General features: G+C 67.1%; 11 protein-coding genes. 8 read left to right on the top strand and 3 right to left on the bottom strand.

Annotation, left to right across the window (positions count from 1 at the left end):
* The first annotated feature begins 537 nt into the window (after positions 1-537).
* The 5 genes from ACBJ59_RS43960 (at position 538) to ACBJ59_RS43980 (ending at position 11627) form a co-directional block, all read left to right on the top strand.
* Positions 538-9438 carry a DNRLRE domain-containing protein gene (locus ACBJ59_RS43960; protein ID WP_375116040.1) on the top strand — a complete coding sequence of 2967 codons (8901 nt, stop codon included), beginning with the start codon at positions 538-540 and terminating at the stop codon, positions 9436-9438.
* A 78-nt stretch (positions 9439-9516) separates the two neighbouring features.
* Entirely contained in the window at positions 9517-9972 is a 456-nt protein-coding gene (locus ACBJ59_RS43965) for an SUKH-3 domain-containing protein (RefSeq protein ID WP_375116041.1), read from the top strand.
* A gap of 105 nt (positions 9973-10077) precedes the next feature.
* Entirely contained in the window at positions 10078-10902 is an 825-nt protein-coding gene (locus ACBJ59_RS43970; protein WP_375116206.1) for a polymorphic toxin-type HINT domain-containing protein, read from the top strand.
* Positions 10903-10912: 10 nt separating this feature from the next.
* Complete coding sequence (locus ACBJ59_RS43975; protein ID WP_375116042.1) at positions 10913-11323, top strand: hypothetical protein; 411 nt, start codon at positions 10913-10915, stop codon at positions 11321-11323.
* A 124-nt stretch (positions 11324-11447) separates the two neighbouring features.
* Positions 11448-11627: a hypothetical protein gene (locus ACBJ59_RS43980; protein ID WP_375116043.1), complete on the top strand. Its 180-nt coding sequence runs from the start codon at positions 11448-11450 to the stop codon at positions 11625-11627.
* 117 nt (positions 11628-11744) lie between these two features.
* Here the strand turns inward: ACBJ59_RS43980 and ACBJ59_RS43985 are convergent, their stop codons facing one another.
* The gene (locus ACBJ59_RS43985; protein WP_375116044.1) at positions 11745-11891 is read right to left on the bottom strand and encodes a hypothetical protein; all 147 of its coding nucleotides are present in this window, start codon (positions 11889-11891) and stop codon (positions 11745-11747) included.
* Between the two features lie 161 nt (positions 11892-12052).
* Between ACBJ59_RS43985 and ACBJ59_RS43990 the strand changes: the two genes are divergently transcribed.
* The gene (locus tag ACBJ59_RS43990; RefSeq protein ID WP_375116207.1) at positions 12053-12985 is read left to right on the top strand and encodes an NAD(P)/FAD-dependent oxidoreductase; all 933 of its coding nucleotides are present in this window, start codon (positions 12053-12055) and stop codon (positions 12983-12985) included.
* A 76-nt stretch (positions 12986-13061) separates the two neighbouring features.
* Positions 13062-13910: a PIN domain-containing protein gene (locus ACBJ59_RS43995; protein ID WP_375116045.1), complete on the top strand. Its 849-nt coding sequence runs from the start codon at positions 13062-13064 to the stop codon at positions 13908-13910.
* 43 nt (positions 13911-13953) lie between these two features.
* On the opposite strand, the gene ACBJ59_RS44000 is transcribed toward ACBJ59_RS43995, so the two are convergent.
* Positions 13954-15063 (bottom strand): cytochrome P450, encoded by a 1110-nt coding sequence (locus tag ACBJ59_RS44000; RefSeq protein ID WP_375116046.1) that lies wholly within the window; start codon positions 15061-15063, stop codon positions 13954-13956.
* A gap of 570 nt (positions 15064-15633) precedes the next feature.
* Positions 15634-15795, bottom strand: a complete 162-nt coding sequence (locus ACBJ59_RS44005; RefSeq protein ID WP_375116047.1) for a hypothetical protein — start codon at positions 15793-15795, stop codon at positions 15634-15636.
* 235 nt (positions 15796-16030) lie between these two features.
* Here ACBJ59_RS44005 and ACBJ59_RS44010 point away from each other — a divergent pair, with 235 nt between their 5' ends.
* Positions 16031-16399: a hypothetical protein gene (locus ACBJ59_RS44010; RefSeq protein WP_375116048.1), complete on the top strand. Its 369-nt coding sequence runs from the start codon at positions 16031-16033 to the stop codon at positions 16397-16399.
* The last annotated feature ends 84 nt before the right edge of the window (positions 16400-16483 follow it).

Consider the following 16483-nt stretch of genomic DNA (forward strand, 5'->3'; position numbering starts at 1 on the left):
CACAAGATTCCTCCTGGGCGGCAGGTCGCTGTCGGAAAGCTTCAAGATCAAGCCACACGGCGGCACTTCGCGTCAAGATTGACGGAGAGTAACGGCGGTGGAGGGGCTCTGTCCGCGGTGAGCTGGGGGTCCGCCCGGCGGACCGGTCCAACGGGTTGGGCACGGTGGGTGATCATCCCTGATTCCGGTGGCCGTCCTCTTAGAAAGCGTGTGCGAAACTCACAGCAGCTTTTCAGGCTGTGAGTTTGCTGGGAATCGACCTTCGGGCGTGCACGGGGTGGTCGCGGCGACCTGTGGCTTTCACTCTCCGTGAGATCTGGCGGGTCCACCTGGGGCTCCCGCCGCTGGGCGGATCTCCGCAGCGCCGGGCGCCTTTCGCCAGTGCATTCCCCTACTCCGGTAAGTCACCTTCCGTGGTTCTTGACCGGATGTGTCGATTTATGGCGTGATTCGGGTGTTTTTGCGCTGTGGATCTTTTAGATCCTCCTTATCTGGAGTGTGCCCGTGTCACAGTTACCCCGTGGTCGCTTACGTACGTTGATCACCGTCGTGATGGCGGCGACGCTGCTGATCGCGACGGCCCCCGCACCGCCCGCCACCGCGCAGACCGTGGCCGGGGCTCCGGGAGAGCCGAACTTCGTCTCCCGCGCCTCGACCTGGCTGGCGGCGCAGGTGGCGAGCTGGTTCACCGAGGAGCCGAAGGGCGAGATGCGCCCGAGCGGCCAGAAGGCCACCCTGCCGGGGCTGACCTCCGGTCCGGCCAAGCAGCGGCGGGAGGTCGCCCCGCCGGGCAAGCGGGTCAAGGAAGTGCCCGGCAAGCGGACCCGCTTCGCCACCGTGTACGAGCTCGAGGACGGCCGGCAGCAGGCCGAGATCTCGGCCCGGCCAATCCATTACCGGGACGCCAAGGGCGAGTGGCAGCCGATCGACACCCGGGTCGAGGGGGTGTCGGAGGACGGCTTCACGCATGGCAACGACAAGGCCGGATACAGCACCCGGTTCGGCGACAGGTCGGACAAGCTGCTGCAGGTCAAGGCCGACGGGCGGCAGCTCACCCTGGGCGTGGCCGGCGACGGCCGGCAGCTGACCCCGAAGGTGGCAGGCTCGACCGTCACGTACCCGGGCGTGTGGGACGGCGCCGACCTGGTCTACGCGGTCACCTCCGAGGGGGTGAAGGAGTACCTGGTCCTGACCAAGCCCCCGGCGGCGGGCACGTCGCTCGCGTTCACCGTCAAGACGGGCGGCCTGAAGGCCGAGGCCCGGCCGGACGGGTCGATCGCGTTCCTCGGCGAGGACGGGACGGCGGCGTTCGCCATCCCGAAGCCGTTCATGTTCGACACCGTGGACGACCCGGCCTCCCCGTACGGCAAGCGCCACTCCGACGCGGTCACGCAGGAGGTCACCCAGCAGGGCGCCGAGGCGACCATCACGCTGAAGCCGGACCCGGCCTGGCTGGCGGCGGCCGACCGCAGGTGGCCGGTGGTGATCGACCCCACGATCGCGCTGCAGCCGGACTGGGCGCTGGCCGAGGACGCCTACGTCAGCTCCGCCTCCAAGACCGGCAACTTCGGCAGCGCCTGGCAGCTCCCGGTGGGCAAGACCAGCACCGGCGCGATCAACCGGTCGCTGATCAACATCCAGGTCGTGGACGCGCTGCCGGACCAGGACGTGCTGGTCGACGACGCCCGCCTGGAGGTCTACTTCGACCAGGCGCTGGGCGAGGCCGGCGCGGTGACGGTCGGCGCGCACGAGATCACCTCCGACTGGGGCGCCTCCGGGGTGACCTGGAACAGCCAGCCCACGTTCAACCCGATGGCCGCTGCCACCGTGACGCGGCAGCCGAATGAGCTGTCGCGCTGGCACGCCTTCAACGTCACGAACGTGGTGCAGGGCTGGCTGTCGCAGCCGTTCTGGACCAACGGCCTGCTGCTGAAGGCGAGCGACGAGTCGGCGGCGGCCCCGGTCGGCGGCCCGGTGTACGAGGCCGCGACCGAGAGCGCGTACGGCGGCGACGGCATGGTCGGTGAGCAGGCCAACACCCCCAAGCTGGTCGTCACCTACGGCCTGCCGAGCGTGACGCTCAAGCCGGTCACCACCGCCACCTCGGTAGGCGCGTCGCTGTCCTGGACCGCCTACGCGGACCCGACCCCCGGCGACGCCTCGGACGACCTGGTCGGCTACGAGCTGCACCGCACCTGCCCGTCCGGCTGCCAGATCGGCGGCGGCTTCTCCGACGGCTACGACACGCTGGTGACCACGCTGCCGGCCGACGTCACCTCCTACACCGACACCGCCAGCGGCGGCGAGCCGGAAGCGGTGGCCGACCCGTCCTACATCCATGAGGCCAGCTACTGGGTCGAGGCGGTGCTGGCCAACGGCAAGACCTCGCCGTCGCAGGAACTGCGGGCCATCCTGCCCAGGCCGGGCGAGATCACCACCCTCGTGTACGCCGACGCCGACACCACGCTGTCGGCCGGCGAACCGTCGGTCGGCCACGACCAGGTCGCCGGGCAGAAGCGGGTGCAGGTCGGCAACACCGCCACAGCACTCGGCAACACCCGCGCTGTGCTGAGGTTCGGTGACTTCGCCGACAGGGTGCCGGCGGACGCGGAGATCACCCAGGCCACGCTGTCCCTGTGGGGCGCCAACGCCACCGGCACCGGCGCGGGCTTCACCGCCCACAAGCTGACCAGGGACTTCGACGAGTCAGCCACCTGGACCGCCCCGTGGACGAGCGCGGGCGGCGACTTCGACGCCGCCGCCCTGAGCACGCTCGGCGCGGTGACGGCCACGCCGGGCTGGCGCCAGTGGGCGGTCACGGATGCGGCCAAGGCGTGGCTCACCGACCCGGCCGCCGCCAAGGGGCTGCTGGTCAAGGTCGCCGACGAGGCCGGCACGGCCAAGCAGTCGGTGTCCTTCCTGTCGGGCGAGGCCGAAGAGCCGGTGCTGCGGCCCCGGCTGCGCGTGACGTACAAGGAGAAGACGGCCTTCTACGTGCCCGGCACGCCGGAACGGCTGGACGCCGGCGAGACCAGGCAAATCCCGGTCGTGGTCACCAACACCACCACCGAGACCTGGGACGCCGGCAGGACGGTGGTGTCCTACCACTGGAAGCTGCCCGACGGCACCGACATCTCCGCGCCCGACAACCAGCTCAGGACGCCCCTGCCCGTCAGCCTGGCACCCGGCGAGTCGGCCGTGGTCCACACCGATGTCAAGGCGCCGGCCGCGACCAACCTGGCCGACGGGGTGCAACTGGTGTGGGACGTGCAGGACACCGTCACCAACAACTGGAAGTCGGCCACCCACCACCTGCCCGAGCTGCCGCAGCAGATCCGCATCGACTCGCCCACCTCGGACCTGCTCGGGCTGGAGAAGTTCTACCAGTACACGGGTCTCGCGACCGGGGCCGGCTCGTCAGCGGCGGCCAACCTGTACGCGGGCAACGTGACGTGGTCCTACGCCCCGATCAGCAACCCGTCGAGAGGCATCGCGACAAACGTCCGGATGACGTACAACTCACTCGACACCTCCGCGGCCTCCCTCGGCTACGGCTGGTCGCTGCAGACCTCGACCCTGTCCAAGCTCGGCTCACAGCTGAAGTTCCACCCGCCCGGCCAGTCCTGGCCCGGCCAGGTGCGCCTGACCGACGGTGACGGCACCACGCACGTGTGGACGCTCGACCCGCCGGACCAGGCCGACTGCGACTTCGACACGTGCGCGTACAAGCATCCGCGCGGCGTGCACCTCTACCTGCAGCGGGTCGACCCGGCCGGGTTCGAGGGGCAGCCGAACGCCGCCGAGCTGGCCGAGCAGCGCGCCTGGGTGTTCACCAAGCCCGACCGCACGCAGTTCTTCTTCGACACCGAGGGCTTCCAGTCGGCCATCGTCGACAAGAACGGCAACACCATGTCGTTCACCTACGAGCGGCGCAGGTCCAACAACAAGCCCACCAAATTCCTGCAGTCGATCACTGACGCGACCGGCCGCCAGACGCTGAGGCTGTCCTACTACAAGAAGGGGCAGGACTACACCTACGTCGACGACGAGGGCAACGACGTCAGCGACTCCAAGCTGACCAACCCGCACATCATCGACAACGTCGAGTCGATCACCGACATCGCCGGCCGCAAGCTCACCTTCGCCTACACCGACAAGGGCCTGATGGCCAAGATGGTCGACGGCGCGGGGGACGAGCAGGCCAAGACGTTCCGCTTCACCTATGACGCCACGCAGGGCACCAGGAACGTCAAGCTGGTCGGCGTCAAGGACCCGCGCGGGAACGACACGGCGCTGACCTACTACGAAGCGCCGGTCGACCCCAAGGACAAGTGGAAGCTGGAGACGATCACATCCCGGCGCGGGGCGACGTACCAGTTCGGCTACCTCGACCCGGACGGGTCGCAGGGCGGTGTGATGCACGCCAGCGTCACCGACGAGCTGACCCGCCAGACGAAGTACGTGATGGACGCCTACGGCCGGCCCACCTCGGTGACCAACGCCGACGAGAAGACCACCACGCTGGAGTGGGACGGTGACCACAACGTCACCAAGCTCACCGAGCCGAACCAGGCCTACAAGACGTGGGAGTACGACCAGCGCACCGGCTACCCGCTGACGATCAAGAGTGCCGAGGCCAACAAGAACGGCTGGCCGGGCACCACGCTCAAGTACGACTACGACCCCGCCTACAAGGGCAACGTCGCCGACCTGAGCGAGAAGACCAGCCCCGAAGGCCGCAGGTGGACCTTCGGTTACGACGACAAGGGCAACCTGACCCGGGTGACCGACCCCGCCGGGACGCTCACCGAGACGCCCGACGACTACTCGACCCGGTACGTCTATGACGGCCACGGCCAGGTCCTCAAGGCGATCGACGCCAACAACCACGAGACCGAGTTCACCGACTATCACCCGAGCGGCTACCCGGAGAAGACGACCGACGCCTACGACCGGGTCAGCACCACCACCTACGACGACCGCGGCCTGATCGTCAAGGCAGAGGACGCCAAGGGCAAGGTCTCCGAGATCTCGTACGACATCTTCGAGCGCCGACTCGAGACGAAGGTGCCCAAGGACCAGAACGCCGGCAAGTTCATCGTCACGCCGGCCCCTGAGTACGACCTCAACGACAACGTCGTCAAGCAGACCGCCTCCAACGGCGCGGTGGAGACGACCGTCTACGACAAGGGCGACCTGCCGATCGAGGTGGGCCTCCCGCGGTATCCGGACGGCAAGGAACGCAAGTTCACCACCGAGTACGACGTGCTGGGCAACGTGACCAAGCAGACCGAGCCGCTGGGCAACCTGACGCCCGACGACCCGGACGACTACACCACCGGCTACACCTACACGAAGCTCTACCAGCTCGACACGGTGACCGACGCCGAGGGCGGCAGGACCTCGTACTTCTACGACGAGGTCGGCAACACGCTCAAGATCGTCGATCCGCGCAAGAACAACACGGCCGACCCGGAGGACTACTCCGTCAGGCATGTGTACGACCTCGACCACCGGCAGACGTCCAAGATCGACGCGGCTGGGCATGCGGTGTCGTGGGAGTACGACAAGGACAACAAGACCACCGCGGTCATCGACCAGGAAGGCAACCGGACCGAGCTGGTGCTGGACGAGCGCGGTCTGGTCAAGCAGTCCAAGGTGCCGCACTCGTCCACGAACGGGGCGATCAAGTACGTCGTCACCGAGTTCCGGTACGACCCGGCCGGTAACCGAACGAAGGTCATCACCCCGCGCGGCGTCGAGACCGCCGACGACCCCGACGACTTCGTCGAGGAGACCCGCTACGACAAGCTGAACCGGGTCGAGGAGCAGGTCTACCCGTACGACAAGGACGACCCGCGCTACAACAAGCCCGACAGCGTCAAGTACTTCTACGACGAGGTCGGCAACCTGGCCAAGGTGTCGGCGCCGCCGTCCTCCGGTGAGACGGTGCGCAACGACACGGTCTCCACGTTCTACGACAACGGCTGGACCCGTACGACCACGGACGCGTGGGACCTGACGGCCGCCTACGAGTACAACGACATCGGCCAGCAGATCAACCGCACCCTGCACGCCTCCGGCGGCTCCTCCTCCCGCACGCTGACGTGGGACTACTACCTGGACGGCAACCTGAAGTCGCACACCGACGACGGCACGCCGGTCGGCAAGGACACCGTCCTGGTCGACAACTCCGACTTCCAGAACGTCACCACCGTCGGCACCACCTGGGCTCCCGCCGCGGCGGGTACCGGTTTCCAGGGCTACGACTACGACCTCGCCCCCGCGGGGACCGGGCAGTCGTCGATGACCTGGAACCTCACCATGCCCGCCGGTGGGCAGTACGAGGTGTTCGTCCGCTACCCGTCCGGGGCCACCGCCACGGACGCGCCGTACCAGGTCACCCACGGCGGTGGCAGCACCCAGGTGAAGGTCGACCAGACCAGGAACGCCGGCGAGTGGGTGTCGCTGGGCTCGTACGACTTCAGCGACGCCGCGCCGCCGGTCAGCCAGGTCGGCGAGCGCAACGTGACCTCCACCGGCACCCAGATGATCACGCTGACCGACGCCGCCAACGGCACGGTCGCCGCCGACGCCGTCAAGCTGGTGCGCGACAACTCCGGCGAGACGGACACCGAGCAGAAGAAGTTCGAGTACGTCTACGACGTCAACGGGCAGCTGGACAAGCTGACCGACAACAGCTCCGGCCGCCGGATCGACACCTACGACATGGTCTGGACCGAGCTCGGTCAGATCAAGTCGGTGACCGAGTCCAAGGACGGTGCCGTCAAGAACGTCACCTCCTACACCTACAACGAGGTCGGCAGCCCCACCCAGCGCCGTCACGACGGCCTGGTCACCGACTTCACCTACGACGTGCGCGACGCCATCGCCACGGTGGTCAACCAGCGGGCCGTCAACACGACCGACACCCAGACGACCACCTTCTCCTACACCGCCCGCGGCGAGCTGCTGCGCATGGTCGCCGGCAACGGCAACGTCGTCGAGCTGGACTACTTCCTCGACGGCCTGGCCCGCACCAGGACCGAGAAGAAGTCCGACGGCACCCTGGTCGCCTCGCACGAGGTCGGATACCAGGGCAACGGCCACCGCGCCAGCGACCACGTCAAGCTGCAGAACGCCGACAGCCCCGGCTCCTACCTCGAGCACCAGCTGTCCTACACCTACGACCCGCGCGACCGGGTCGCCAAGGTGGGCAAGCAGGTCGTCACCGGCCAGCCGCTGAAGGACGAGACCTACGTCCACGACGCCAACAACAACGTCATCGAGCAGACCGTCGAAGGCACCACCACCAAGTTCGACTACGACCGCAACCGGTTGATGACGGCCACCGCGGCCGGCGGCGCCACCTCGGTCTACAACTACGACCCCTACGGCCGCCTGGACACCATCACCCAGGCCGGCCAGCAGACCGCCAAGTACAAGTACGACGGGTTCGACCACGTCAAGGAGTACATCGGCGGGTCCGGGCTGAACGCCAAGACCACCCGGTACACCTACGACCCGATGGACCGCACCGTCACCCGGACCAAGAACGCCGGGACCGGCAGCGAGAAGACCACCACGTACGAGTACCTGGGCACCTCCGAGGACGTCGTCTCCGAATCCGAGGGCGGGGCGCAGATCAAGGCGTACTACTACGGTGCGCCGGGGCAGCGGCTGTCGCAGATGAAGCTGGTCGGCGGGGTGCGCGAGCACTCCTTCTACAGCTTCAACATGCGCGGCGACGTCGAGGCCATCAGCGGAGACGGCGGCACGGTCCGGGCCACCTACGGCTACACCGCCTACGGCAACGACGAGAAGGTGCTGTTCACCGGCATCGACAAGTACGACGCCACGCAGCCGGACAAGGAGCCGTACAACAGCTTCCGGTACAACAACAAGCGGTACGACGAGGCGTCGCAGTCGTACGACATGGGCGCCCGCGACTACCTGCCCGGCATCAACCGCTTCCTGGAGCGGGACTGGTTCAACGGCGCCCTGGACGATCTCGACCTGGCCGCCGACCCGTGGACCGGCAACCGGTACGCCTTCGCCGGCGGCAACCCGATCACCTACGTGGAGATCGACGGCCACCTGTTCGGCCTGTCTCTGTCGGACATCGGCCACCTGGCGCTGGACGTGGCCGGCATGGTGCCGGTCGTGGGCGAGGTCGCCGACCTCGCGAACGCGGGCTGGTACGCCCTGGAGGGCAACTACGTCGACGCGGCACTGTCACTGGCGGGTGCCGTCCCGTTCGTGGGGGCCGCCGCGACCGGCGTGAAGTGGGTCAAGACAGCCGTCAAGATCACCGGCACCGCCGGGAACACCGCCAAGACCGCGGCCCGTGTCGACGGCGCGGCCAAGGCCCTGGCCGCCGCCTCACGCCGGGTCAACCTGATCGCCAAGAACGGCGGTACGGCACCCGACATCATGGCCGCTTTACGCGCGGAACAAGCAGCCAAGACAGCCAAGAAATCGGCCGACAAGGCGCATGCCACCGCGTCCACCCCGACGACCCGGGTGGTCACCGGCCAGACCAAGGTCACCGTCAAGCAGCCCAGCGGCGGCGCCAAGGCCTGCCCGACCAGCAGCTTCGTCCCCGGGACCAAGGTCTTGCTGGCCGACGGCACCCACAAGGCCATCGATCGGTTGAAGGCCGGCGACCAGGTGGTGGCCACCGACCCGGCCGGCGGCCGGACGGCGGCGAAGCCGGTGCTCAAGACGATCACCAGCAAGGGCGTCAAGCGTCTGGTGTCCATCACCGTGGACGTGGACGGCGACCGGGGCGGCAGGACCGGCACGGTGATCGCCACGGATCGCCACCCGATCTGGGTGCCCGAGTACGACCGCTGGACGGACGCCGGCGAGCTCAGGCCGGGCATGTGGCTGCAGACATCTGCGGGCACGTACGTCCAGATCACCGCGATCGAGCACGAGGTGCGGCAGGGCCAGCGCGTCCACAACCTGTCGATCGCCGACATCCACACCTACTACACGGCCGCTGGAGAGGCCGACCTCCTCGTCCACAACACCGGTTGCATCGATGCGGCGAAGGCCGAAGCCGATCGAGCTTCGGTCATTCGTCCCAGTCGTGCTCGCCCTGTGGTCGCGGAGGCAATTGAGTTACCCGGTGGTCAGATCTTCTCTAGCCCGAGTATTCGGGGGGGTGCACCCCAATTGCATCCGGATGTTCAGCAGATTCTCGATGCGATTCCCGACGTGCCCGGAGCCCGAGGGGCAGGGCACGGAAATTGCGGCCTGGCTGTGTGTCTAACCGAAGCTCTCAATGCAGGGCTGAACCCAACCGGCTCCTCGGCAGCTGCCGTTCTTATTCGTGGTGACATTAACCACTCGAGCCACGGGGTTCCTGTCGGACCATGCAACAGCTGCGAGCATTTGGTAGAGCACTACAACCTGAACTTCCTGACCAGATGACCGGAAACTAGAGCAGGCACTGGCTGTCGGGCCTCATACGTGGCTCGACAGCCGAGCCTCTGCTGCTATTCTCGTTTCATGGAACTCTCCGTAGAGGCGGAACTGGTACTACGTGCCGCCGGCTGGGAACGCGGACGAGGGATCGACATCAGCGAGTGGCGATCCCACTTCAGTGCGAACGGAATCCAATTGCACGATTCCGCGGCCCGTTTTCTGTCGGAGTTCGGAGGTCTAAGCGTAGACAGCAGCTCAGGCGGCGGCGCGCCTGAGCCATTTGAGCTGGACCCATCGTTGGCGTACGGGGAAGAAGATCGATTTATTGACTGGTCCGAGGTCATCGGGCACTCCTTGTACCCGCTCGGAGAACTGGACGGCGGACGCTTCTTCCTGGGGATCGACGAGGTGGGGAGGATCTACCTTGTGGCGAATTGGATCGCTTGCTACGGGACGATTCCAGAAGGCCTCGAAAATCTCATCCGTGGAGTTGCTCCGAAGGAGCTGTACGGGCGCCAAAAGATAGATCCGCCAGACTGACCGGAAACCATCGCCTCGGCCGGACGTGGCAGCGGACCCAACCTTCCAGCCCGGCGGCGCGGCCAAGGCTCGCCCGGTCAACTTCGTTCCCGGACCAAGGTCCTGCTGGCCGACGGCACCCACAAGGCCATCGATCGGTTGAAGGCCGGCGACCAGGTGGTGGCCACCGACCCGGCCAGCGGCCGGACGGCGGCGAAGCCGGTGCTCAAGACGATCACCAGCAAGGGCGTCAAGCGTCTGGTGTCCATCACCGTGGACGTGGACGGCGACCGGGGCGGCAGGACCGGCACGGTGATCGCCACGGACCGCCACCCGATCTGGGTGCCCGAGTACGACCGCTGGACGGACGCCGGCGAGCTCAGGCCGGGCATGTGGCTGCAGACATCTGCGGGCACGTACGTCCAGATCACCGCGATCGAGCACGAGGTGCGGCAGGGCCAGCGCGTCCACAACCTGTCGATCGCCGACATCCACACCTACTACACGGCCGCTGGAGAGGCCGACCGCCTCGTCCACAACACCGGCTGCGCACCGGGCCATATCGCGGAGGTGTCGGTCTTCAACTCCAAGGGTGTGGCACGAGGAGCCGAAACCGGAGAAGCCGGTCCAGTCACGTTCTGGTCGGGCGGACGGACACCGGCGGAGGCGGCGCAGGGGCCCTGGAAGGGGGGCATGGCGACCCACACGGAGGCCCGTGCCACTCGCGCCGCCGGAGCTCCTTGGCCGTTCTGGAAGGCGGGTGACGATCCGCTGCTGGGCCGAACGCCTGCCGTCGCCGGCGACACCTACTACCTTGAGGGACAGTTGCCTCCATGCAGTTGGTGTCAGGTCGCCATGGAAGAGGCGGCCGCGGAAACAGGGACGAACTGGGTGTACACCTGGGTCGAGAATGGTGCTCGTCAATTCTGGTGGCGTGGACCTGGTAGTTAGGAGAAGCACATTGATCTCGATCGTCGCTCGAGCGGCGGGTGTCGAGGAGCATCCACCACTGCTTCTGGTGGGGATTGCAGAGTCGGAAGATGGCGGCGGACGAGCCTTCCATTTTCAGTGCGATCTCCGGCGGAACGAGTACGAGGAGGGCGGCAACTGGCCCGAGGGAGAGAGCTACTGCGTCTCGAACGAGGCTGGGCTGACCAAGTTCGGTTGCGTGCGCGAGATCGAGGCGCGTGGAAACCTCATCAAGGTCGTCTTCACCAGCGAAGCCGCACGTGATCTGCGCCTGGGGGACTCGGAGTACGAGTTCGAGATCGTCGGCGAGGAGGTGGACATGGCGGAGATCCTGCTGGGGCTTCGCAGGATCCTCACGTGTGGTCGACCTGAATATCATCCGCGGTTCTCAGGGTTCGGCTGAGGCCCGCCCTCGGGCGGCTCGGTAAGCGCTCTGACCGGGTCACTCACCACGGGCTGCTCGGGTAGCGTGCGCGGCTGACGTCGAAACGGCGGTCCCACCGAATTGTCGCGGTGGGACCGCTGGCATGTATGCGTATCTCCCGGGCGCGTCGTCTGCCGCGACGCGCTCGTTCAGTGCGTCGCTCGTTTCCCACACCGAAAATGCCGCCCGGCTCGGCGGCGTCCACAAGCCGATCAAGCAGCCTCAAGGCAACCAGATCCGCAGCGCCGACCACGACACCCGCAACCGGCTTCTACGCGCCTGACGTCGTGCTGGAGCAGTTGAGCGGGCAGCTCCAGGTGTCGGCCGGCTCCCTGCTCGCGGCCGCCCCCATGTGAGTGGGCAACGCGGAGCGGGGCGGCAGATGCTCTGCCGCCCCGTTCTACCTGATCGTGTTCGCCGTCGAGGCCATGATGCCGAACGCCCGGTCGATGCCCTTCTTCCCCTTGCCTCCGATCCAGTCCGGCCGTCGCGCTTCGCGCGGTTTCGGCCGACGCCGGTCGGCCGCCAGCACCGCGATCTCCTCCAAGATCTGCGTGAGGATCTCGTAGTCGCGCGGCCACGGGTCGGCCCGCTGCGCGGGCGTCAGGTTGACGATGGCATCAGGAGGGAGACCTTCCGCTCGGGTGAGTAGCCGCCGTACTGTTCCGGAACGCGGGTATCCCGTTCGAGGAGTGGACGAGTGCGGACCTGTCGGAGCGGATCCTGGGTATCGACGTCGGCAGGTACTGGCCACCGAAACGTATCGACGACGACGAGTTCTGGGCAGAGACCGAAACCACGCTGGGTGCCGTGTACACACCTGATGCGGGGTTCGTGAACGATCCGCAACTGGCGGCGCAGAATCTGGCCGCCGCCGCGCGGGCACACGGTGCCGAGTTCCGGTTCCATACGTCGGTGCGCGGGATCGAGCGGGCTCATGGCCGGGTCACCGCGGTGACACTCGCGGACGGGAGCAGGATCCCCTGCGGCGTGGTGGTCAACGCCGCAGGCCCATGGTCGACCCGCATCAACGAGCTGGCCTCGGTCGGATCCGACTTCACCGTGGGATGCCGGCCGTTACGGCAGGAGGTCGCGCACGTCGCGGCCCCCGCGGGTTTCGGCGCCGACAACCGCGCCGGGATCTGCGTCGCGGACATGGACCTGGGTATCTACCTGCGCGGTGAGGCCGGCGGGGGACTGCTGGTGGGTGGTACGGAACCGGAATGCGACCCGCTGCAGTGGGTGGACGACCCGGATGCCGTCACCGCGCATCCGACGACGGCGGTGTTCGAGGCCCAGGTGACGAGGGCTGCGCGACGGCTACCGGCGTTGGAGATACCGAATCGGGCTCGCGGGGTCGTGGGAGTCTACGACGTCGCCGACGACTGGACGCCGATTTACGACCGTACGGAGCTGGACGGGTTCTACGTCGCCATGGGGACGAGCGGCAACCAGTTCAAGAACGCGCCGGTCGTCGGCAAGTTCCTCGCCGCGATCATCGAACAGACCGAGAACGGCGTAGATCACGACGAACGGCCGGTACGATTCGTCGGCGAGCACACCGGCCTGGCCATAGACCTTTCGGCGTTCTCCCGCAAGCGTCCCCGCGGCGCCGAGAACTCGGGCACAGTCCTGGGCTGATGCGCCTTCTTGACATCCCATCTGCGATTCTGTTGCGGTGCTGATTACTCCCCTGCCGGGCACAGACCGTCGAAGCGTGCGTCAGTCTCTGACCTATGTCCTGGAGAAGACCACCAACCTGCGCCATTTCAGCGGAGAAGCAGATGACCTCTGCATCGCATACCTGCATTGGTCAGCGGAGATGGCAGCACATCTTCGCGGGCAACTCGCCACCCGCGACATCGATCGACTGATCCTTTCCCGCAGGCACTGGGCCCTACAACAGATCATCGGATCCACGACGTACGGCATGCCAGGGAGCCAAAAGATCGCAGGCGTGGCCCATATCGTCCGGATGGAACTAGCCGAACGGGTAGATGACCTGACCAAGGCGATCCGAGCGTTTGAGCAGCAGGTGCAGAACTGGAGCGACCTGAGCCACTACATGGTCGCCGACTCTAGCTTCTACATCCAGCACGCAGACCGTTTCGACAAGACCGACTTCGGCGCTCTCGTACAAGCGCGCGAGTACGAGGCAGTTCACCTGCTTTTCCCCATGGTGGTCGTGGACGAGCTCGACACCCTGAAGCAGCACGGCAAGAGCCACACCCGATGGCGGGCAGGACACACCCTCGCGGTCCTCGATCGCCTGCTCGTCTCCCCCACCCGGGGCATCTTCTCCCGCCGCGGCGAGGCCGGACCGGACGGCGAGGTGGCCACCAGGGACGTGAGCGTTGAGATCGTGCTCGACCCGCCCGGGCACACACGGCTTCCCATCAACGACGACGAGATCATCGACAGGGCGAAGGCGATCGAAGTGCTGGCCGCCCGTCCGATTACCCTGCTCACCTACGACACCGGCCAGGCCACCCGTGGGCTGCAGGCTGATCTGAAGGTGATCAAGCGGAGGATGGAACTCGCAGCTGAAGAGCCGCCCCGTACCTAGGTTGGCGTCGGTCACGTGTGCGCCAGGCCCGCACGTGTCAGTCTCATGCTGCTTTGACCACCAGCCGGAGCGGCCGGTAGACGAACCCGTCGCTCCACGCCACGGCCGACAGCTCCTCCTTGGCGTGCAGTCCTGGCAGGCGCGTAACGAGGGCGCGGAACGCTTCTTGCAGTTCCATCCTGGCCAGGTTCGCGCCCAGACAGTAGTGCGGGCCGTGGCCGAAGGCCAGGTGCGGGGTGGGCGCCGTGCCAGTGAACCGGTGCACGTCGAACCGCAGCGGGTCCTGAAACGCCGAGGGGTCGTGGTCGGCGGCCCAAGGATTGGGCAGCACGACCGTGTCGGCCGGGATCGTTCCGCCTGACACCTCGAGGTCCTCGGTGACGCGCCGGAGCATGCCGTTGGAGCCGGGTGCTTCGTGGCGCAGGATCTCCTCCACCGCCGGATCGACCAGCTCGGGATGCGCTGCGAGTTCGGCGTACTGGTCGGCGTGGCAGAGTAGGCGGAAGGTCCCCCGGATGATCATTGAGGCGGTCGTCTCATGCCCGGCCAGGATGAGGGTGTACACCATGTTGGTCAGCTCGTCCTCGCTGAGCCCGTCGTCATCGTCGCGTGCCGCGATGAGCAGGTCGATCAGGTCCTCGCCGGGGTCGATTCGGTGCTGGGCTATCAGCTCGCGCGCGTATGCGGTGAACGCGGCGAATCCCTGAGCCCGGGCGTCGGCACTGGCGTCGGAGGTGGACAGGAACATCTCCGTCCAGCTGCGCACCTGGTCGAAGCGGTCCATCGGCACGCCGAGCATCTCGCAGATTACCCGGGCTGGCAGTGGCAGTGCGAAGTCCGCGACCAGGTCAAACTCCTGGCCAGCGGCGTCGATCAGCTCGCCGGCGATGACCGCCGCACGGGGCCGCCAGCGCTCGATGTGCCTGGGGGTGAACGTGCCGTGCAGGATGCGCCGGTAGCGGGTGTGCTGCGGCGGATCCTGGTTCATCAGCGCCGCCGGGTCGTCATCCAGGAACATGCCACGCACCATGCGAGGCAGGCCGGGCTCGCGCAGGTTGCGGCTGCTGGCCGGCGAGGTGAGCACGTTGCGGACATCCGCGTACCGGACGATCATCGGTGCCCGGTCGCCGCTGGGTAGCGTCACCACCTCCATCGGCGCCTCTGCGTAGCGGCGGGGTAGGTCGGGTGACGGTGTGCCGTACGGTCCGGGAGGAAGGTCCGGCCAGGTCGAAGTGGTGCTGGACTGTTCTGTCACAACCGCCTCCAGGCGATGCCATCGTCCAACAAGCTCGCCGGGAACGTACGCAACAAGCCGCCAACGGTCAAGACCACCGCCCCTGGGAAACAGCGGGTTGCGCGTGGTCGCCGTGCCGAACTGGGATCTGAGGCCACCGTAGCCTGTCCCCGGCCGACCGGATCATGCGGGACCCGGCGGTCGTCCCCTCCACGATCTGCTCGCCGCGATCATGTGGCTTTTCCCACCCGGCAGCGGAACGCAACAGGTAGGCGCCCTCTGTCTCAGCCGGACGCGGCGGCCTCACCCGCCGGCGCGGCGGGCACCAGCCGCACCGTGACCACGGTTCCGTACATGCGGGCATACGCGCCGGACTGATCAACCTGCACGGATCCCGAACGGTGCCCGGTAGGTGGATCGGACCTCACGAAGTCCTGGCAGCGCAGGAGATAGCTACGCGATGAGCGGTGTGCGTAAAGTGCTCGACACTCACCTTTGGGCGTTGATCTCGCGGGCCGCTTCGCGCAGGCCGGGTCGCTCGCGGACGTCGTCCAGCAGGCGGGCACCCGTTGACGCATTTCTGACGATCAGCTGGGTTGCCGGAGCATCTGGCCGCTGATCGTCGTCACCCCCCAACTCCTTCAGCGTCACGCAAAGACAGGCGCCCCCGGCAAAGGGGTTCCGCCCGAAGTCATCTCTCGATGCCGGATGGACCAGGCGTATTCCCGGCGTATTCCACGCTGCTGCCGGCGAGTGCAACGATCACTCCGGTGAACCTCGGACCGCCGGGATCGCTCATGTCAGAAGCCTCGTCGGAGGCCGTATTCCACCCCCTGGCACCAGGCGACTCCGGCGGGCTGATCTTCGTCCGAGAGAAGGAAGAACGATGAACCCGCTCAAAACGGTCACCGTCGGAGTCGCTGTCGCGGTGGCGAGCGTCATTCTCGCGCAACCGGCCTTGGCGGCGAGTTTTCAACGGGATGTCGGAGACGGGATCGTCCGCTACGCCGACCCTGCCAACGAGCTGTGCGTCCGGGCGGATGACACCACAGGGACAGCCTGGGTGGAGGTGACCCTGACCCGCCCGGGTGTGATCGGAAAGCCCATCGTCGTCAGAGACGACAACATCCGCCACCCCGGCGCCACCTGCGCGGTGCTCCCCGCCTTCGACAACGTCACCTACCGGGCCGTCCACGAGAGCTACTGGAGCGGGCGAGGCACCGTCCTGCGCGGGACGTTCACCTTCCAGACCTGACGCTCAGACAGGGCCCCCGCACCATCGATCGCCATTCTTCGTCGCGATCCGCCACGAGGCGATACCTCGCACATCTCCCCCCGC

The organism is Nonomuraea sp. MTCD27 (assembly GCF_041950495.1).
GTDB lineage: Bacteria > Actinomycetota > Actinomycetes > Streptosporangiales > Streptosporangiaceae > Nonomuraea.